Origin of the sequence: Nitrosospira sp. Nsp18 (genome assembly GCF_900103145.1) — a bacterium.
Classification (GTDB): domain Bacteria; phylum Pseudomonadota; class Gammaproteobacteria; order Burkholderiales; family Nitrosomonadaceae; genus Nitrosospira.
The window spans coordinates 72,058-91,111 of the sequence record NZ_FMWY01000012.1; the positions used below are offsets into that span (position 1 = coordinate 72,058).

A 19,054-nucleotide genomic window follows, 5' to 3' on the forward strand; every position below is an offset into this window, starting at 1 on the left:
TTATTTTTTGGATATCAGGAGATAAAAATGCCTACATCAAAAAGTAGTGGTGGCGATAGCAAGCGCGGTTTTGCCTCGATGGACGAAAACAAGCAGCGCGAAATCGCGAGCAAAGGCGGTAAAGCCGCCCACGAAAAAGGAACCGCTCATGAGTTTGATTCTGCAGAAGCGCGCGAAGCCGGTCGAAAAGGGGGTGAAGCCTCGCATGGCGGAAAAAGCGGTTCGGGCAGCCACTCTTCATCTTCTGGCCGTGGCGGGTCCTCCGGGCAACCTGCCAAGGGCGGCAGCCAGAGCCATAAGAACAATTAAGTAGATAGAACCAGAGTAAAAAAAAAGGTGGGCTTCAGCTCACCTTTTTTTGAATTTGCCCCATGAGGTGATAAAAGCATGGAAATCGCAGCGCACGGTTTTATACGCGTAAATGCCCTTGCTGATGCCACCCATGTTGATCATGGCGGGCTTGAGATTTCAGACAGCGTATCCGCAACAGATCCGATATCGGAACCCTCGACAGCAAAATCACCGAGCGCCACAATTCCTACCAGACGTTGGTCCGCATCGACGATGGGCAAGCGGCGGATCTGGTGATCGCTCATGAGCTGGGCTGCCTCCTCTACCGAATCGTCCTCATGTGCCCAGATAACGCCTTCCGACATGATATCCCGAACCGGGGTGCTTGGGTCTTTGCCTTCGGCGACCGCCCTGATTGTAATGTCCCGATCAGTTATCACACCGAGCAATTGGTCATCTTCTCCTACCGGCATGACCCCGAAATCGCCGTCACGCATTTCTTGCGCTGCTTCTTCAATCGTGGCGTCTGGACTGATCGTATGCACGTCTGCCGTCATTACCTCACTCACTGTTTGCATGTGAACCTCCTCATAAATGTTTATAAATAGACTGCTCATGGTAAACCACGTGATTCCGTTATAGTCCCGCTCTTTCTTTCCTGCTAGGCATGGGCTCTCCTAAACGCGAGTTGCCGCTGCAGTTGCGCCGAGTTCCAATGATTCGGCAGCTTTCTTTCCGGCGAGAAATGCATGGTCCGAATTATAGTATTCCCATTCACTATATCGGCCGGCCAGGATGATGTCATGTTCCGCTAACCACATCCTTATGGTTGCGACATTCTTCGCACGCTGATGATCGTAGACTACGTAAGCGTACGGCATGTCCACCAAATTGGCTGTAATGAGCCGATCGTCACCTGACAGCAGGCCAACTTCGATGCAGTCCTGCCAGCATCGGTCGATCAGCTCCTGTCCGTTCACAGGCAGGGGCTTCCACGGTGAATAGGTGATTTCGCAGGTCAAACCAAAACCACCAGGCGGATTGCACCCCGGACTTGCGTTCCCCTGCACGAAAATACGGTGAAAAATTGTATCTTCAGGATAGTAAATCCAATGCTTGTCGGTTATTTTTTCACGCGCGACACCCAGATTGACACAACACACCGAGATATGGCACAAGCCCTTTGCAGCATCCCGGACTCTATGCGGCGCCTCAGCGCCAATCATTTTGATCAGCTCGGGCAAGGGTATGGTGCTCACCAAAGCGTCATACTGGAACACCCTGCCATCCGCGAGCGTTACTAGCCGTTGAGTGGGTGAAACCTCGACAATTTCGGCATTCAGTTCAATCTTGCCTTTGATATGAGGCAAAAATCCAGACATCATCGCTTGGAACCCGCCGTTCAAAGGATATCCAAACCGGGCATTGGGTCCCATCGGCTTGGCAACGGGCTCAAGAGCGCCTTCTATTATTTCCTCAAGATCAGGTAATGGCACGCGGCCACCCAGCCAGGAAGTTTCCATTTCACTCAAGGGCACTGTCCACAGCTTTTTGTTGTAAGGAATTGCAAAATGCTTTGCTATTCCCTTGCCCCACATCTTGTAAATGAATTGCTCGAAATTTTGAGAGCCGTCCTTTTTGAAGGACGCGCAGGCCGATGCAGTGGCAGGTGATGGAGTTGATGGAATTGTCACAGTACCGTCCGCGCAGCAATCACTGCCGGCACCGGACGCGGAAACCGTGCTGTTACGGCTTTCGACCGCTTCAACCACCTTGGCAGGCTTATCATGACTCAGACTTTCGCCGAAGCGGGCCTCCATGGCACCGACAATACACTCTTTGATCACTTTGGGCGGCAATCCGTACAGCGCACCTTGAAAGGGGTAGCGCGTATAAACGCCTTTGCTGTATACCCATGCTTCGCGGTTCTGCCAGTGGACATTCTTGCCTAATAATATTTTATAAAGCTTCTGGACATAGTCATCGTTCGAAAACATGATGTGCCCGGCATGATCGAAAGTAAAACCCTTATCCTGGATAGAACGGCACCAGCCGCCCACGGTTGCATTCTTGTCGAGCAAGAGCGCGTTTTTTCCAAGATGATAGGCGGCGCTCAGGCCAGTTGGACCGGCTCCCAGGATAACGCACTCATAGTTTGTCACAGTGGATCCAGTATCAAGCCTGGAACGCTCCCGCCCAGCTGTTTGCCTGGAACTTGATCGCTTCTCCAAGGTTTCCGACATCAGGCTATGCATGCGTTCTGCGGTAGACGTCCAGGAATTGGCTGATACGATGCTTCGGGTTATTTCCACCCGGCTTTTTTGCTCGTCCGGTTTTTCATCCAGTGCCCGCTCACATGCCGAAATGAATTCGGCCCTGCTGGAAGCAATGGAAACCGCCTTCCCATAGAGTTCCACCACGTCTGCAATACTGGTGCTTACCACCGGTAGTTCCGCGACCATATATTCCAGCGTTTTGGTAGGGCTGATGAAACGGGTGGATTCGTTGAGCGCGAATGGAAGCAGACACAAATCCCAACCGGCCAGGAATTTTGGCAGAGATTCGTAGGATTGCTGGCCCAGGTAATGAATATTGGATCGCTGGGGCAGATCCGCTACATTGATTTTAACAACCGGGCCTACCAGCACTATCTGCCATTCAGGATGCGCATCAGCCAGCTCTGCAATGAGCCCGATATCAACCCGCTCATCAATCACCCCGTAATACCCCAGCCGTGGCCGAGGCATGCCCAAGTGTGAGGGGTGATCGGCTGTGCGGTCCAATGCCTGCGCAAAGTGGGCGATGTCCACGCTGCTTGGAAAACAGTGAACATCAGGATGGCGTTCACGCTTTGCCCGGAACAGACCGGGGCCGCCGGTAAAGACAATATCGGCCACTTTGAATAATGCATTTTCGCGCTGCAGCAATTGTTTAGGCGCATTTTTGAAAGCGGCCAGCTCATCCATGCAGTCATATACGATCAGGCAGGGGTCCAGTTCCGCTAGCAGCGGTAAGGCCATGGGTGTGTAAAACCAGGCGATATGGCTTTTGTGATCCGAAACCAGTTGACGCAGCAGCGGCTTGAGATAGGGCAACTGGTCATCGTGAAAGCCGGCTGCTTTTACCGGCGTATGCGGACGGCACACCATTACGTTTGGATGAGGCGTGGAAACTACGGCAAGATGCTCTCTTTCATGGAACTTCGGTTCCTCGAAGAAAAGAATCTTGTAGTGCTCCGCCAGCCGGGACAGAAGATGCTGCGGGCGTTGATAGACAAAGTCCCAACGCAGGTGTGACAGCACGATAAGTGTTTGCATTGTATCTCCCTAAACTCATCAGTTAAACCATGGCTTGGTCAGATAACTGGATTTGTGAGGGCCAGCCTCTGGCGTCGATTACTGCCTGCTACCCTTGATATCAAGCCACTAGCGCTGATCCGGTCCTGGTTTGCAGGGAAAGCACAATTGCGGCTCTTTGATGTGTAAGTGCTTCCCTTTCTTGAGGTGGACATTAATCTCGGAAAGTCATGAGTTCTGTTCGGTAAGCAACAGTGTCAACACACGCATATGGCTGGGTAACTACTTCGGCGGCCGGAAAAACTGGTCCTGAGTTATGTATGCTTCCGAACAGAGCTCGGAATTTTCGACACTTAGCATGTCGCCATTCTCTACTTTTGCAAGCCAGTCGAGATAAGGTTTGAAGGGCCCCAATATTCAGCAGGGCCTGGGAGCGACTTTAAACCGTTCGACTCTTCTCCCCGGGCGGGAAGGGAAAACTCAACCCGGCAGTTTTGTAATGTCGTTGGATATAAACTTTACTCAACGGCCATCTGCTGCATTACCTATCATGAGGAGAACAAAATGGCGTTAAATTTATTTGAAGACAAAGGCTGCGCGCTCGACAGGCAGCGTTTTACCTGGAAAGAGCTGGTGCAACCGCCTATCAGCAAACTGGACGATGACGCATTTACGCGTATGCGGGTAATCCTGATGAATGGCATCGAGATGGAGGCATTGCGTTTTTCGCATTCATGTGCCCGCATGAATGGCGCGCTGCAATTGCCCCTGGCCCAGATACGCCGGGTCGAGCAACATCAGGCGTCAATGGTAAACGGGTTGCTCGGCGCGGACCACTCGACGCTGGAGACAACCATCGGGTATGAACAGCTCGCGATCGAGGTTACGGCAGTTGTCGCGCAAAACGAGCCCGACCCGTACCTGGCCCAGGTATACCGTTTCGGCATGCTTGAGGATTTTGACCATCTCTACCGCTACACCGCGCTGCTGGACCGGCTGGAAGGCAAGGATGCCAATAACATTCTGCAGTGTTATACGGACGTTGTTCCAGGGCGTCCCACCTCAGTCGAGCACCGCGCACCGCTGGATGACCTGCGAGAACATTATGACCGCTCGAACGCTGCGCCGATTTCGAAACTGCACGCTTTGACCATCATGTCCAGCGAACAGCAAACGCATAACTTTTACATGAATGTAGGTCCGCTTTTTGCGGATCCGGTAGCGCGTCTGTTGTATGCCGAGATTGCTTCCATAGAGGAGCAGCACGTCACGCAATACGAATCCATAATCGATCCCAATGAAACCTGGCTGGAGAAATGGCTGCTGCATGAAGCCAATGAGGTCTATAACTACTATGGCTGCGTGCAGCAGGAATCGAATCCCCGCATCAAAGCGATCTGGGAACGTTGCCTCGACTACGAATTGGGACACTTGCACGTCGTATCGGAGTTGTTCAAGCAGCATGAGCGCCGCGATCCTGCCGAGATTCTGCCCGCGGCGCTCCCCGAGCCGATCAAATATGAAAGCCAGCGCGAATTTGTACGCCAGGTGCTGAGCCAGGAAGTCGATCTGCGCGCCCTTGGCACACAGTTTGTGGACAAGTCCCAGGAAGGCGCGGCATCACAGCAATACCGGAACCACATGAACTCGTCCGGTTCGCCGACGGATACCGTTGCGGCAGGCTATCAGTGGTCCCCCGGTACGGAGCTCGCCCGGCGCACACAGCTTGCCTACGAGGACGCGCTCGCTCGCGACAAAGAGTTGACCCGCTAGCAGCCCGTCGGACTTAAAGGAAATCGGCTGCAAAAGCATCTGGGCGGTTCATATTTCGCCGCTTTTTCGACCCATAGAATAACTATTAGCCTTCCAAATCCGCAAAATCTGCCCTCACTCAGTCACTTTTTCGCTGCGATTCTTCAAGCCCGGCAGGCTGCCAGGAACGCGATAGACATCGATAGACATAAGGAGATAAAGATCATGGAGAAAAGCACAGTGATAGGAACCAATCGTACCGGTATTGACATGTCGCCGATCGATATCAAGGAAATGGTGGCACTGGCCAATGCCACGCCCGCTTCCTCGCCGGGCGACGAACAGGCGATTGCAGACATGCGCGGTCAATACGTCGCCGAAGCCGGCGTGCCGGGTTCAATCCCCCCTCCTGGTACGCTGAAGGGGGTTGCAAGCACTGCAATGCAAAAACTGACGGGGAAGAATCCAGAGGCGTTCATCGACAAGCTCGGCTGCAGACTTGCATTCGAGCGCAGCGGCGTCCGGCTTTACGATGCGCTCATTGCAAAGTGTTCGTCGGTGTCGGCGGGAAGCTCCGAAATTCCGCTTGAGACGTTACGGAAATTTCGAAATGAAGAGTTGCAGCATTTCAAGATGGTGGAAGGGGCGATGCGTTCGATTGGCGCCGACCCAACCGCTCAGACGCCGTCGGCCGATGTTGACGGCATGGCCTCGTTGGGCTTGGTGCAGGTATTGACCGACCCGCGCACTTCGGTGGCTCATTGCCTGGAAGCAATTCTCATCGCCGAGCTTGCCGATAACGATGCATGGCAACTGCTTATTGTACTTGCAGAGAGAATGGGTATGGATGATATGGCGCGGGAATTTGGCGTCGCGCTCAGGGAGGAAGAAGACCACTTGATACATGTTCGGCAATGGTTCAGGAAGGCAGTGCTTGATGATGCGGCCGTGACTCATTAGTCCCGGCGCTACAAGCTGGCTGGAGTTACAAGATCGGTGCAGGAATATGAGAGAAATTCATTTTGACTTTTGATTCCTGTATGGCGCCGGATTCCCGCTAAAAACTGGAAACAGTGAAAATACTTATTCATACCTGTAAGCGGGCTGCCGCGCTCGAGAGCCGGCCGGGTGATCCAAGTGAAATTGCTGAAGGTAAAACTATGAATGAGAAAGAAGGCGGGGTTTTTGTGGAAGAGGTGGCGCTGTGGGGGGGGCTCGAATGCACGGTAAACCGAGTGGAAAACCGGTATTTCAGCCAGATGGACCGCAATGGGCATGCCGAACGAATATGCGATCTCGCGCGGTTTGCCTCCCTGGGCATTCGGGCGATACGTTACCCGGTTCTTTGGGAGAATACGGCCCCCGATGGGCTTGACCAGGCAGATTGGTCCTGGCCGGATGCCCGACTGCCAGAGTTGCAGGCACGCGGCATTACCCCGATTGTAGGGTTGGTGCATCATGGAAGCGGCCCGATGCATACCAGCCTGACCGACACCCATTTTGCAGGGCAACTTGCCGCTTTTGCCGGGGCCGTGGCGCAGCGCTACCCTTGGGTGGAGTATTACACGCCGATTAATGAACCGTTGACTACGGCACGCTTTAGCGGCCTATATGGCTTGTGGTACCCGCATGGACGTGATGAGCGGACATTTATCCAGGCATTGCTGAACCAGTGCCGCGCCATCGTGCTATCGATGCGAGCTATCCGTCAAGTCAACCCCCATGCAAGGCTTGTACAGACAGATGACCTGGGCAAGACCTATAGCACGCCTGAAATGGCCGAACTAGCGAGTTTTTATAACACTCGCCGCTGGCTGGCCTGGGATTTGCTGTGCGGAAAAGTGGGGCAGGAACATCCGCTCTGGGAATACGTCACCAGCACGGGCATCGACCCTTCCGAATTCCTGTGGTTCAAGGAAAATAGTTGCCCGCCCGAAATCATTGGCATCAACTACTATATTACCAGCGACCGGTGGCTGGATCAGCGCGTCGAGCGGTACCCCGCGCACTGTGTGACTACTTACCGGGGTTATCACTTCGCCGATATCGAGCCAGTGCGGGTGCTTGCCACCTCGATGTCCGGTGTGGGGCCCTTGCTTGAGGAAGCCTGGGAACGGTACCGGTTGCCGCTGGCGATCACCGAAGCACACTTAGGCGCCAGCCGGGAAGACCAGATGCGATGGCTTCTGGAAATCTGGCAAGCCGCCAGCCAGGCGCGGCGGCAGGGCGTAGATATACGTGCTGTCACGGTATGGGCGCTTTTGGGTTCTTACGACTGGAATTGCCTGGTTACGGAATGTAGAGGTTATTATGAGCCCGGGCCATTCGACGTGCGCTCCCTTACACCGCGACCCACTGCCGTTGCAACCCTGATGCAGGAACTGGCTGCCGGTCGCGCCCCTTCTCATCCCGTGTTGAAAGGGCAGGGCTGGTGGCGCCGGGCAGGGCGCTTTACCTGCAAGCCGGTCGCATCACGCACAGCCGTCGCTTCTCTTCATGCCAAATACCATGGTGCGAGAAACGGAGCCATGCAGCCGATTCTTATCGCAGGAGCAACCGGGACGCTGGGCAGGGCATTTGCAAAAATTTGCGAGCAGCGCAATCTGACGTGTAAATTGCTAAGCCGTAAGGAAATGGATATCGCTGTAAGGTCTTCGGTCGAGGGAGCCATTGACCGGCATCAACCGTGGGCTGTTGTCAACGCCAGCGGCTATGTCCATGTCGACAACGCGGAAAGTGATGTGAGCCGCTGTTTCCGCGAGAATGCCATCGGGCCATCCGTCCTGGCGGAAATTTGCGCGGCGCAAGGCATCCAGTTGTTGACGTTCTCCACTGACCTTGTATTTGACGGGAGGCAGCAGTCCCCCTATCTGGAAAGTGATACGGTCGCGCCTCTGAACAACTATGGCAGAAGCAAGGCCGAGGCCGAGCGCAGGGTTCTCGACCTGTGCCCCGAAGCTTTGATAGTGCGCACCAGCGCATTTTTTGGGCCATGGGACGCTTACAACTTCGTTACCCTTGCCCTTGAAGCCTTGGCCCAGGGTAATCCGTTTGCCGCCTCAAGAGATGTCACCGTTTCTCCGACCTATGTGCCAGATCTTGTGGATGCCAGTCTTGACCTGCTTATCGACAGAGAGGCGGGGATCTGGCATTTGACCAATGGGGAACCGCTAACCTGGGCGGATTTCGCCCTCAAGATTGCTGCAAAGGCATGTATAGACCACAGCAGCCTGGAAGCGCTTACACGCGGGGAGATGGGTTTTCTGGCCCCTCGCCCCGTTTATAGCGCGTTGGGCAGTGAACGAGGGATTCTTTTACCCACATTAGAGGATGCAATGGATCGCTATATTGAATCGAAGCGGCAAGAAATCGCATCGGGCTATTCGGGAATGGCGTCTGTGACGGGTGGGAATAGAACAACCGCCTAGCAGTAATCCCTTCGAATCCTTCGCCAACACTGCCATCCAATCCGTATGCTAATGGAAAAACCGGCTATGCCAACCGGGCGCCGTGTCACGCGTTAGTCCTGTACGGAGACACAGAGACGAATTGATTCCAATTGCACAGCCGGAGGCGGGCAAGTACGCCAAGGCTATAAAACCAAGGTTTTCTTATGTTCGCATTTTTCGAGCAGCGTATTCGACCCACTGTCGTTCCCGATAAGCCCCCACCCCCGGGTTTGCTGGCCTTCTACTGGCACTTCGTGAGCCAGACCAAGGGCCTGTATGCCGCATTGTTCGCTACTGGCATGGCGGTAGCACTGATCGATACGCTGGTTCCTGTTTTCATAGGACGCCTTGTCCGGGTTATGGAAGCAACAGGGCGTGCTACCGCCATGCATGAGGCCATGCCCATGCTGATCGGAATGGCCCTGCTGATATTGGTCGGGAGACCCCTGGCCATCCTGATAGACAGCCTGATACGCCACAACGCTGTTGTGCCGGGCGTGAAGAGCCTGATCCGCTGGCAGAGCCACTGGCACGTCATCCGGCAGAGCTGGTCGCTCTTTCAGAATGACTTTGCAGGGCGTATCGCGAACCGCGTGATGAACACGAGCGAGGCGGTACGGGAGTGCGTGGTGTCGAGCGTCCACGCCGTCTGATATATCTCCGTTTACGGTATTTCAACTTTGGTGCTGATGAGTGGCGCGGACTGGCGCCTCGCCATGCCCACCGCGTTATGGCTCATCGCCTACGTTATATTCCTGCGATACTTCGTGCCATGGATGCGAGATTTGTCCAAGAACAGCAGTGAGCGGCATTCCGCGGTAATGGGCCGAGTCGTGGATAGCTACGCCAACATCCTTACCGTCAAGCTGTTCTCGCGGGCGAGCGACGAAGACGCGTACGTACGCAAAGCGATCGACGAGCACACCGAAGCTATCGCGCAGCACATGCGTTTGATCACGAAATTCACCACCGCATTAGCCGTGCTTAATGCCTTGCTGCTGGTCGGCACGTCTGCGATCGGCGTCCTGTTATGGGGAAAGGGGGAACTGGATGCTGGAACCGTGGCGATGGCGGTCCCGCTGGCCTGGACGATCGCCAACACTGCGGGATGGGTGAGCTGGGAGATGGGCAGAGCGTTTGAAAATATAGGGGTGGTGCAGGAAGGAATGGAAACCATTGCCGTGCCGCATGCGATAAATGATACCGTCACCGCACGAAACCTGGATATCGCCAGAGTACGCGGGGAAATTCGCATCGAAAGGCTGACTTTTACCTACGGCCGGGATGATGGCCGGAAAGTGCTGGATAGCCTCAACTGCGTCATTCGCCCTGGTGAGCGGGTCGGGTTGGTCGGGAGTTCGGGCGCCGGCAAGTCAACATTGATTAATCTGCTGCTGCGCTTTTATGAGATCGAGACCGGCAGAATTCTCATTGACGGCCAGGATATCCGCGAAGTGACTCAGGAAAGCCTGCGCCGCGCTATCGGGGTGGTGGCGCAAGATACTTCGCTACTGCATCGTTCTATTGCCGAGAACATCGCATACGGCAGCCCAGGGGCTAGCCAGGCGCAAATCGAGTTCGCTGCGCAGCGCGCGCAGGCGCACGAGTTCATCATGCGGCAGAGAGACTGGAAAGGAAGCGTCGGCTACGAAGCCCAGGTAGGCGAACGGGGCGTGAAACTTAGCGCCGGCCAAAGACAACGCATTGCGATTGCCCGTGTCGTGCTGAAAAATTCCCCTATTCTGGTGCTGGACGAGGCCACGTCGGCGCTGGACAGTGAAGTGGAGCTCGCAATCCAGGATCAGTTGCTTGGACTGATGGAGGGCAAGACGGTGATCGCGATCGCGCATCGCCTATCAACCATTGCCTGCCTGGACCGGCTGCTCGTACTGAACGAGGGGCGCATTACCGAGGGCACACATGATGAGCTGTTACGCCTTGGGGGACAATATGCCATGCTTTGGCGCCATCAGTCAGGTGGGTTCCTGTAACTTGAGTCAAATTCTATTTTTTATGGATGATCGGCTCCTGCTTGCCCCCGGAGTTCGCAGCGAGGTACAGTATTCAGGAGCCGCGGACATCTGCTTGCGTCATTCTTCCATCAAAACCTCTTTCCGTTCGGCTATTTCCGAGCCGATTTCCTCAAGGTCCATTTTCGACTTCTGCACCTTGGGAAACATTTCATTCTCCTCTTCTTCCACGTGATGGTTGACATATTCACCGAGGACACTGACTGTTGCCTCGTACATGGGATCGGAAGTTTCCATCGATTGAATCTGGGCGATCAGATCCTTGGCTGATGCGTGCTCAACCATCGCCTCGTTCATCAGGTCGTCGTCGTCGATTGCCTCGCGAGCAGCGGGATAGAATATTTCCTCCTCCAACTGCGCGTGTACCGTCAGTTCCTTGCAGATTTGTTCCACCAGCTCTTCCTTTCCTTCCTCCTCATTCTTCTTGCATAGTTTCTCGAACTCCTTGAACATTTTTTTTACCTTGGCATGATCGTCAGCCAGCAACTTGATGGCGTCGTGCTTGGATCTGCGCGTGGTAGTTCGCGGTGCCGGGCTTTTTTTTGTCGTAGTACTGTGCGGGGTGGGCATGATTATCTCCAATATGATAAATGTGTAATTTGCGGTCAGAAGCAAGCAAATGGCGTCTACTCAAATTTCAAACAAACCAGCATTGCTTGTTTTCAGGAAGATAGCTCGTCGTTTTCACCCGTTCTGTTCGTTAGCCCACATTTTGAATAATCGCCGCAGGCCGCTCGCGTTGGCTGTCCGTTGGACGACCGTCGGCCGGTTGGGTGGGTGAACGGCAGGGGCCGCAAATAACAGGAAGAGCGGTCAGTTAGTACGCTGGCGAACAGAGGGGGCTCTACTTTGCCGTTTAAGATTAAATTTGCGCGGGCTACACGAAGACCAGCAGGACGGCGGGCAGTGTTAACCCGGGATGCCATGGGAGAGTTGCTTACGGTGGCGCTTAGGGTTTTTATCGGCAGGACTTCAAAGTATGAAGATAAAACCTCAACGTCATGGCTTCATGACTTGTAACGTGATGACTGATGATCTTCAATAGTAAATGGGGGAGTAGAGATGAGATATTTATCAATGGCAGATAAAAAGAGCGCGGTAGTCTTTGCCGGGCTTGTTTTCGCATTCGCTGGTCTTGCGCATGCGCAGGGTGGTTCGGGGAGCGACACCGGTAGCGGAAGCATAAGCAGTGAATCAACACGTGGAACCGATAAAAGTTTAGGTAACAGCAGGAGTGGCAGTTCCGGGAGCGGCGCCGCAAGCGGGTCGAGCAGTTCAACTCCGCCACAGGGAAGCGCGCGCGGCGGGTCCACGGGGGATAAGGGTTTCAGCAACGTCAGAGAGAATAAAGGAGGAAGCGGTTCGGGAAGCGTACTGGGCGGCGGGACTGACAGCATTGGGAGCGGCAGCGCAGCCAGCAGTCCCGGAGCAGGGGCGGGAACCGCGGGAGGCAAAAACCCGGGCGGACTTGGTAACGGCGGAACGGGAGGCGGATCGGGTGGAGGCAATACTTCAGGTGGTGGCAAATAAAACGTCGCAGCAGTTCAGGTTTGTGCTGTACGGGTGGCGTGACAGGAACAGGCCTGATTCAGGTATTCACGTATTCACGGCCCCGCGTACTTCCATGACGCAATGTCTCTAAGCGCTTCTTATCGGAGAGTTGACGGATAACATCGTATGGCGGCCGCTTATCGAGTTCGCAGAGAAAATGGCATGGACGAGATGGCGCAAAGTTTCGGCGTCCCGCTACGGCAGGAAGAAATCCACCTTGCGAAGGCTGAAAGGCGATTCCGATTCATTACAACGACTATGATGTATTCAAATGCCCGCTCGGCAACCTTCAGAGAGAAATAAAGCGAGCCGGACTTCAGGATAAAATCGTCTACCTCGAGCATGGCGGCAAGTACGAATTTGGTCCGATTGCTGAATAGCAAGACAGGAATACCGAAATAAAGAGTTGAAATTTCTGATGAGTCCGAAAGATGCGTTCCAGTTCCCCAACAACTGAGAGTTTTATGGTTTGTGGGACAACGTACGGAACGCGTCGGCATTCTGAGTAGTATTTCAATTCAGCAATTCCGCTGGCAAAGGAGATAGTTATCATGGAAAATATTCTTATGCTGAAAAAAACGGCCCGATCTGTAGTTTTTACGGGCATTGTGATCTTTGGCGCTACTGGCGCGGCTTATGCTGCAGGTGCGGGAGACCAGACAGGGCAGTATGGCGATATGTCCGGGCATGGCGGACCGGTGGACAAGAAAGGGTCCTCGGCGGGGCAGTCCGGGCAAGGTGTTTCTTCAGGGCAAGGCAGCGACAGGCCTCGCAGCTCTACTTCCGGTCAAAGCGGGTCGAGTCGGGACGGGTCTTCGTCCGGGGGATCATCCATGGAGCAGGGGGCGGGTTCATCCGGCTCATCGGGCCAAGGAGCGGGTTCTTCCGGGCAATCGGGTGGATCAGGAGGTGGCTACTAATTTCTTATAGTGGAAGAGTGGCTGAGGCAGATCCGGACCTTCCGCTATGGCTCCCGGTGGCTCCAGTTTAGCTAGAGGTACGGCTGGAACCTGATCTGGTAATAGTCGAAGCGGGCTATAACACCGACGGCCGCACGAGCTTGCTGTATGTGGTCCGAGGATGGCAGTCTTCGGTTTTCGCATGGTTGGAAGGTCCGCTCAACCCATCAATAGTGCAATACCAGCACAGCTTCCTAGTTGTTACAAGCAGGGGGAGACCAGGCAAAACGATACAACTTGGCCTCCTTCCGCTTTTAGCTTCAATACTTTTATTTCAATTTCGCCTGGATTTTCTGCGCATGCTCAAGGTGGGAGACAAGCGTGGGGCGTACCTTTACCAGCAAGGCTTTCAACTCTTCGTTCTTGACGTTGGGCACCAGCTTATTGTCAGCCACATCGATTACTTTGGTGTGGAGGTCGATTTCGCCGTCAATGTAGGCTTTGTCGAAATCCTTGCCGCTCAGGCCCTTTAATTTTTCGAGATTCTTCTTGCCATCCTCTTTCAGGCTCTTGCTGATCGGGTTGTCCTGAGGTGTTACATTGAGCTTGGCAGCCAATTCCTTCGCTTCTTTATTGACGTCGGTGTGCTCGCCAACCATACGATGGGCGTAGGCATGGACATCTTCATGAGATGCTTGTTTCTTGGCAAGATTGCCGGCATCAATATCAACCTGGTTGGCGGTAACGACGATATGAGCAATTTCTGCATCATTCAGATCGCCTTTCTTGCTTGTTTCCGCGTGGACTGCAAACGCGGGAAGCATCAAAGCAATTGTCAGCATGAGTAAATTTTTCATCGGTTTCTTCTCCTTAATATTCGATTTATACGGAATGACTGCCACGTCAATAAAAAGCTGGCTCGACAATAATGGGGGATATGCCGCGCAAAACTCTGTTCGATAGCAAACATAAGAATCCCATTGTATTTGCATGGTTTTTATTGCCTTTATTGCAAGGTAATGCTGAATAGCCGGGGCTGTGCGCTATCGCACGGAACTTGCGCTCGCGCTTCAGGAAAATCACTGATATCGCAGCTTTCGCCAAACTAATTTTAATTGCAGGAGACATTCATGGAAAAATCCGAAAAAAGCAAAGGTGATGAATTAAAGGCAGATGAGCCAGTGGATCAACTGCCTGAGGAATCGGATGAAGGTATTCTTGTCAGCGAAGAAACCCATGGGAATAGAGTCGAAGAAAAAAAAGAGAATCGCGGCAACAAAAAACAAGAGACGCACGAGGAGGCGAAATCTGTCACCGGATCTGAACCGCATCACGATACCAGAAACGAACATCCGGATTCCGGACCTGCTCCTCTCGACCGGTATTAGCCAGGATCTTCCTAGAAGATAGCCACGGCATGAACCTGACGGTTTAAATGAAACGGGCACCCAGCAAGCCTCCCGCTCCCGATGCCAGAGACGCGACCCTCGCGGCCTATCGCAGGCATAAAATGGCCCGTTCCGTCCATGCTTTTGTCAGGGGCAATACGGCCCAATTTTATGAGTGGCTGAGCGGTGCCGAAGGGCGCGCGCTACCCCAGGGCCCGCCTATCTGGATAGCGGGCGATTGTCATGTAGGCAATCTGGGCCCGATCGGAAATATCGAAGGCAAAATCAACGTACAGATAAGGGATCTGGATCAGACTGTAATCGGAAACCCGGCGCATGACTTGATACGACTTGGCCTGTCTCTTGCAACCGCTGCCCGGGATTCTGATTTGTCGGGAGTTGTGACTACGCAGATGATCGAGCAGTTAATGGCAGGCTACGAGGACTGCTTTGACAGAAATAAGGAAAAAGGCGGATCTCCTCGGCCTGAAATGATCAAGGTGACGGTAAAAGAGGCCGCAAGCCGGTCCTGGAAGGACTTGGCCAAGGAACGGATTGAAGATCCTACGCCGCGCATTCCGGTGGGAGAAAAATTCTGGCCCATTTCAAAAGAAGAAAAAAAGACTATCGAAAAGATTTTCGAGAAAAAAAACGTATTTTGTCATATCACCCCTACCGGAACGAAAAACGAAGACACTGCCGCCAAAGTTCTTGATGCGGCCTATTGGATAAAAGGCTGTAGCTCGCTCGGAAAGCTTCGATATGCCGTTCTACTGGATATTAAAAACGGCAAAAACGGGAAAACAGGCCGCTGCCTGATCGATATCAAGGAGGCAGTTAAAGCCGTGGCGCCTGCGTATCCCGGCAGCAGCATGCCGGAGGGAAATGGCGAACGGGTGCTGGAAGGGGCGCGTCGCCTAGCGCCTTATCTCGGTGATCGGATGATTACAGGGCAGATTTTGGGGCGTTCTGTCTTTATACGGGAGTTGCTTCCGCAAGATATGAAAATCCAGATAAAACAGTTGACTCAGGATGAAGCCCGAAAGCTGGCACGATATCTCGCCGCTATAGTAGGCAGGGCCCATGCACGGCAGATGGACGTTGCCACCCAGAAGCTGTGGAAAAAAGAACTTCAACATAACCGGGAAAAAAATCTGGACGCACCTTCCTGGCTATGGTCAAGTATCGTAGAACTTGTCGCGAACCACGCTGGAAGTTATCTGGAGCACTGCCGGAAATACAGCAACGAACAGGCTGCCCATTGATCAACCACGGCTGAGTTATGGATTTTTCGTACGTGAATGGTTAATCGGAAACGGGCGGCGGCAACTGCTCAGTCAGAGTCGACAGACCATAGCCGCTGGTGGCAACGCCTTCACCTTGAATGCGGAATGTTTGGCTAAAGCATAAGAGCACCCTCGGGTTTCGCTCGGCCCATCGGCACTGCTCTGCCCTGCGCGGTTGCATTCCGCGTCGTTGTGTTTTGCTCCGCACCCCAAAAAACCGCTCACTCCACCCCATCCGATTACCAGATTCAGGTTTAAGGGCTGAAGGGGAAAGAACACAACCTCCTGAGGCTGCTCGAACCCGTCCGGCATCGATCTCATCGGCGCTGCCATGCTGCTGCACGGCAGCGGCGAAACAGGAGCGTCTTCTTCAGTCCGGATCGCTGGACTCCTGACGCCTTTCACGCGCTCTCGACTATCGATAGGTGTACTTTAGTCCAATTGGACTTTGCCACGGAATGAGTGTGATGCATTCCTATCGTTCGGACCAAAATGATCAGTCAGTTAAATTCTGCACGGTTTTGAATGGCGAAACGATGAATACGGTTAATAGACGAGGTTTCCGCGTCCACGGAATAGAGAGGGCCGATGGATGAAGGTGCCTGGTCGAGGAAACTAATGGAATAAGACGTTTCCATCCATACAACATATTATTTTAACGGCGACATGATGAGATTGATATCGGAATTCAGGAAGTTTTGCGGGACACTTGTATTGGCCGGCGTTTTAGTGGCGGCGCATCCCGTCCATGCCGGCATTTACCATGAAATGGACAACGCAGGGATCACGGCAGAAACCGCCGAATACATTTCCTGGGATACGACAACCATATTCGGTGCGCTTCACGTTAACGATGGCGCTGACGTCTACGGTTTTGAATGGGCGGGCGGATTCTTCTTTGCCGATACCTTAGGGAAACACTGATTTAAGCCCGCACTGTAGAATATCTGAGTCATCCCATCCTTCACAATGCCCCCCGATGAAACGCCAGACGAGCTTTGCCGACATGGAGTACTCGGCGCGTCGCAAGCCGACGCGTCGCGAGCAGTTTCTGTCTGATCTTGACCGGTTGGTGCCGTGGTTGCAGTTGATTGCACTGATTGAGCCGCACTACTACCGAGGCAAGCGCGGTCGCCCGCCGGTGGGACTGGAACTGATGCTGCGCATGTATCTGTGCCAGAACTGCCTGGGCCTGTCGGATGAAGGGATTGAGGACGCCATCGTCGACAGCATCGCGGTGCGCCGCTTTGTCGGTGTGGACCTGATCGAACGGCAGGCACCGGATGCTACGACGCTGCTGAAGTTTCGCCGGCTGCTGGAACGTCACGAGATGCCCGCGCGCATCTTCGGACTGATCCGGGAGCAGTTGGGACAGCAGGGACTGATCCTGCGCGAAGGCACCATCGTGGATGCCACCTTAATTGCCGCGCCATCCTCTACGAAGAACAAGGCACATGAGCGCGATGCGGACATGCATCAGACGAAGAAGGGAAACCAGTGGTACTTCGGAATGAAGGTACACATCGGCGCGGACGCGTACACCGGCCTTGCACACTCGATCGTCACCACGGCGGCGAACGAGCCGGATGTGAGCCAGATGCACAAGCTGCTCAACATGGTGGGATAGGCGACAGGTTTGAGTAGCCGGGCTCAGGCAATGCCACCCCTTGTTGCAGCGAAGCGTCACCCTTTTCGACGGGTTACGCTTCGTTGCACTCATTCTACCGAAAACTGATTCTCCGGAATTGAGGACCCATTTTATGGTGCTAAAAGTATGACAAAAAGAAGGAACCGGCGAGTTCAACTGATCATCGCAACACTTTTAGCAAGTCTAACGCCTGGCGTCATATATCCAAGCGTTTTTCTTGGTCTCGTATTGAGCCTCAAAGCAATCGTGTCCAGGTCTTGCTGCCCGTAGCCAGATAAGTCAGTGCCTTTGGGAAAGTACTGGCGAAGCAATCCATTGGTATTTTCATTTGTTCCCCGCTGCCATGGGCTTCTCGGATCGCAAAAATACATATCCACATCGGTCGCAACCGTGAATTTCTTGTGCTGAGCAAGTTCACTGCCACGATCCCAAGTCAGTGAAGACATGACACCGAAGGGGAGTTGTTTGACCTGTCGCACCAACGCGCTGACGACGCTTGCTGTATCTTTGCCATCAATCTGCACAAGCATAACGAATCGGGAGTGCCTCTTAACCAAAGTGGCGATGTGGCTGTTTTTCGATCCCGATATCAGATCGCCTTCCCAATGGCCTGGAACGGCCCGGTCTTCAACTTCTGCCGGACGTTCTCGTATCGATATAGCATCAATAATCTGCCCTCGGGGCTGACCCTCGGTAGTAGATGCTTTCCCGCGCCGCATCATCCGCTTACTGCGAAGATGCGAGATGAGTTCCTTCTTCAGAACGCCACGAGCCTGAATAAACAAGCTGCGGTAAATGGTTTCATGAGATACACGCATGCTTTTATCATCCGGGAATCTCAACCTAAGCCACCCGGATATTTGCTCAGGCGACCAATCTAGACTCAGCTTGGTCGCCACGAGGCTTTGCAGACTATCATTCATGCCCAGCCTACACTGTTTGGGGCGCCTGGATTGATCCCAGGTTTGTGAATCTGCATCCGAGGCTCGATATTTATCTCGACCTCCATGGCGCGCAATTTCACGACTCACTGTCGAGGGCGCTCTACCAATCTTGATTGCTATCTGACGCACTGATGAGCTGGCAGCTATTCCTCGAGAAATCTCTTCGCGCTCAGCGAAAGTCAGCGCCAGGCGAGAACGACGACGCGCTGCAGGAGCAATCCCACCATTAGACGAAACAACACCATGTATCGACCCCGCGTGTTTACCTAATGCACGGCCAATATCACTTAAAGATTGCCCATTCTTCCATCTGTGCCAAAGTTCCGTCTTTTGACTAGCAGATAAACCTGGACGCCCCATCTGCGCCATAAACACCTCCAAATCTACATTAGATCAGATGGTGTTGCATTGACCAATTGAATGCACGAATTGCGCCGAATTAAATGTAACCGAAAGGTATTCTGAGAAATAACGTTGCGCCATATTGAAGGTTACCGAAAAGGAGACCTTGATATGGTAA

16 protein-coding genes and 1 pseudogene are annotated in these 19,054 nt (G+C 53.6%); 12 read left to right on the top strand and 5 right to left on the bottom strand.

Annotation, left to right across the window (positions count from 1 at the left end; translation table 11 throughout):
- Nucleotides 1-27: 27 nt before the first annotated feature.
- Nucleotides 28-309 (top strand): KGG domain-containing protein, encoded by a 282-nt coding sequence (locus BLS94_RS07495; RefSeq protein ID WP_090959159.1) that lies wholly within the window; start codon nt 28-30, stop codon nt 307-309.
- Nucleotides 310-449: 140 nt separating this feature from the next.
- Here the strand turns inward: BLS94_RS07495 and BLS94_RS07500 are convergent, their stop codons facing one another.
- Both BLS94_RS07500 and BLS94_RS07505 read right to left on the bottom strand, forming a co-directional pair.
- Nucleotides 450-869, bottom strand: coding sequence for a CBS domain-containing protein (locus tag BLS94_RS07500; protein WP_090959161.1), 420 nt, complete (start codon nt 867-869; stop codon nt 450-452).
- A 99-nt stretch (nt 870-968) separates the two neighbouring features.
- A complete protein-coding gene (locus BLS94_RS07505; RefSeq protein WP_090959164.1) occupies nt 969-3,608 on the bottom strand; it encodes an NAD(P)-binding protein in 2,640 nt (879 codons plus the stop codon).
- Between the two features lie 543 nt (nt 3,609-4,151).
- On the opposite strand from BLS94_RS07505, the gene BLS94_RS07510 reads away from it, so the two are divergent.
- The 5 genes from BLS94_RS07510 (at nt 4,152) to BLS94_RS07525 (ending at nt 10,779) form a co-directional block, all read left to right on the top strand.
- Entirely contained in the window at nt 4,152-5,360 is a 1,209-nt protein-coding gene (locus BLS94_RS07510) for a hypothetical protein (protein ID WP_090959167.1), read from the top strand.
- A gap of 204 nt (nt 5,361-5,564) precedes the next feature.
- The gene (locus BLS94_RS07515) at nt 5,565-6,299 is read left to right on the top strand and encodes a ferritin-like domain-containing protein (protein ID WP_090959170.1); all 735 of its coding nucleotides are present in this window, start codon (nt 5,565-5,567) and stop codon (nt 6,297-6,299) included.
- 200 nt (nt 6,300-6,499) lie between these two features.
- Nucleotides 6,500-8,767 carry a family 1 glycosylhydrolase gene (locus tag BLS94_RS07520; RefSeq protein WP_176767824.1) on the top strand — a complete coding sequence of 756 codons (2,268 nt, stop codon included), beginning with the start codon at nt 6,500-6,502 and terminating at the stop codon, nt 8,765-8,767.
- Between the two features lie 185 nt (nt 8,768-8,952).
- Nucleotides 8,953-9,441 carry an ABC transporter ATP-binding protein gene (locus BLS94_RS15045; RefSeq protein WP_218124761.1) on the top strand — a complete coding sequence of 163 codons (489 nt, stop codon included), beginning with the start codon at nt 8,953-8,955 and terminating at the stop codon, nt 9,439-9,441.
- Nucleotides 9,442-9,468: 27 nt separating this feature from the next.
- A complete protein-coding gene (locus BLS94_RS07525) occupies nt 9,469-10,779 on the top strand; it encodes an ABC transporter ATP-binding protein (RefSeq protein WP_371130244.1) in 1,311 nt (436 codons plus the stop codon).
- A 99-nt stretch (nt 10,780-10,878) separates the two neighbouring features.
- Here BLS94_RS07525 and BLS94_RS07530 read toward each other — a convergent pair whose 3' ends face one another.
- Nucleotides 10,879-11,388: a hemerythrin domain-containing protein gene (locus tag BLS94_RS07530; RefSeq protein WP_090959227.1), complete on the bottom strand. Its 510-nt coding sequence runs from the start codon at nt 11,386-11,388 to the stop codon at nt 10,879-10,881.
- A 507-nt stretch (nt 11,389-11,895) separates the two neighbouring features.
- On the opposite strand from BLS94_RS07530, the gene BLS94_RS07535 reads away from it, so the two are divergent.
- Both BLS94_RS07535 and BLS94_RS14870 read left to right on the top strand, forming a co-directional pair.
- Nucleotides 11,896-12,348, top strand: a complete 453-nt coding sequence (locus tag BLS94_RS07535; protein WP_090959173.1) for a hypothetical protein — start codon at nt 11,896-11,898, stop codon at nt 12,346-12,348.
- A gap of 572 nt (nt 12,349-12,920) precedes the next feature.
- Nucleotides 12,921-13,289: a hypothetical protein gene (locus BLS94_RS14870; RefSeq protein WP_176767825.1), complete on the top strand. Its 369-nt coding sequence runs from the start codon at nt 12,921-12,923 to the stop codon at nt 13,287-13,289.
- Between the two features lie 308 nt (nt 13,290-13,597).
- Here the strand turns inward: BLS94_RS14870 and BLS94_RS07545 are convergent, their stop codons facing one another.
- Entirely contained in the window at nt 13,598-14,125 is a 528-nt protein-coding gene (locus BLS94_RS07545) for a DUF4142 domain-containing protein (RefSeq protein WP_090959177.1), read from the bottom strand.
- A gap of 273 nt (nt 14,126-14,398) precedes the next feature.
- On the opposite strand from BLS94_RS07545, the gene BLS94_RS07555 reads away from it, so the two are divergent.
- The 4 genes and pseudogenes from BLS94_RS07555 to BLS94_RS07575 form a co-directional block, all read left to right on the top strand.
- Complete coding sequence (locus BLS94_RS07555) at nt 14,399-14,656, top strand: hypothetical protein (RefSeq protein WP_090959183.1); 258 nt, start codon at nt 14,399-14,401, stop codon at nt 14,654-14,656.
- Between the two features lie 47 nt (nt 14,657-14,703).
- Nucleotides 14,704-15,921: a DUF2252 family protein gene (locus BLS94_RS07560; protein ID WP_090959186.1), complete on the top strand. Its 1,218-nt coding sequence runs from the start codon at nt 14,704-14,706 to the stop codon at nt 15,919-15,921.
- Between the two features lie 687 nt (nt 15,922-16,608).
- Nucleotides 16,609-16,866, top strand: a complete 258-nt coding sequence (locus BLS94_RS07570) for a hypothetical protein (RefSeq protein ID WP_143021666.1) — start codon at nt 16,609-16,611, stop codon at nt 16,864-16,866.
- Between the two features lie 55 nt (nt 16,867-16,921).
- Nucleotides 16,922-17,557, top strand: a pseudogene (locus BLS94_RS07575) (IS5 family transposase); the annotation flags it as partial.
- Between the two features lie 185 nt (nt 17,558-17,742).
- Here BLS94_RS07575 and BLS94_RS07580 read toward each other — a convergent pair.
- Nucleotides 17,743-18,903 carry an IS30 family transposase gene (locus BLS94_RS07580; RefSeq protein WP_090959194.1) on the bottom strand — a complete coding sequence of 387 codons (1,161 nt, stop codon included), beginning with the start codon at nt 18,901-18,903 and terminating at the stop codon, nt 17,743-17,745.
- Between the last annotated feature and the right edge of the window lie 151 nt (nt 18,904-19,054).

Excerpts from the sequence above, each read along its gene's own strand:
- BLS94_RS07535 (WP_090959173.1), top strand. The coding sequence starts at position 11,896 with ATGGCAGATAAAAAGAGCGCGGTAGTCTTTGCCGGGCTTGTTTTCGCA.
- BLS94_RS07570 (WP_143021666.1), top strand. The coding sequence starts at position 16,609 with ATGATGAGATTGATATCGGAATTCAGGAAGTTTTGCGGGACACTTGTA.
- BLS94_RS07510 (WP_090959167.1), top strand. The coding sequence starts at position 4,152 with ATGGCGTTAAATTTATTTGAAGACAAAGGCTGCGCGCTCGACAGGCAG.
- BLS94_RS07515 (WP_090959170.1), top strand. The coding sequence starts at position 5,565 with ATGGAGAAAAGCACAGTGATAGGAACCAATCGTACCGGTATTGACATG.
- BLS94_RS07505 (WP_090959164.1), bottom strand. The coding sequence starts at position 3,608 with ATGCAAACACTTATCGTGCTGTCACACCTGCGTTGGGACTTTGTCTAT.
- BLS94_RS07560 (WP_090959186.1), top strand. The coding sequence starts at position 14,704 with ATGAAACGGGCACCCAGCAAGCCTCCCGCTCCCGATGCCAGAGACGCG.
- BLS94_RS07495 (WP_090959159.1), top strand. The coding sequence starts at position 28 with ATGCCTACATCAAAAAGTAGTGGTGGCGATAGCAAGCGCGGTTTTGCC.
- BLS94_RS07580 (WP_090959194.1), bottom strand. The coding sequence starts at position 18,903 with ATGGCGCAGATGGGGCGTCCAGGTTTATCTGCTAGTCAAAAGACGGAA.
- BLS94_RS07545 (WP_090959177.1), bottom strand. The coding sequence starts at position 14,125 with ATGAAAAATTTACTCATGCTGACAATTGCTTTGATGCTTCCCGCGTTT.
- BLS94_RS14870 (WP_176767825.1), top strand. The coding sequence starts at position 12,921 with ATGGAAAATATTCTTATGCTGAAAAAAACGGCCCGATCTGTAGTTTTT.
- BLS94_RS15045 (WP_218124761.1), top strand. The coding sequence starts at position 8,953 with ATGTTCGCATTTTTCGAGCAGCGTATTCGACCCACTGTCGTTCCCGAT.
- BLS94_RS07500 (WP_090959161.1), bottom strand. The coding sequence starts at position 869 with ATGCAAACAGTGAGTGAGGTAATGACGGCAGACGTGCATACGATCAGT.
- BLS94_RS07555 (WP_090959183.1), top strand. The coding sequence starts at position 14,399 with ATGGAAAAATCCGAAAAAAGCAAAGGTGATGAATTAAAGGCAGATGAG.
- BLS94_RS07520 (WP_176767824.1), top strand. The coding sequence starts at position 6,500 with ATGAATGAGAAAGAAGGCGGGGTTTTTGTGGAAGAGGTGGCGCTGTGG.
- BLS94_RS07530 (WP_090959227.1), bottom strand. The coding sequence starts at position 11,388 with ATGCCCACCCCGCACAGTACTACGACAAAAAAAAGCCCGGCACCGCGA.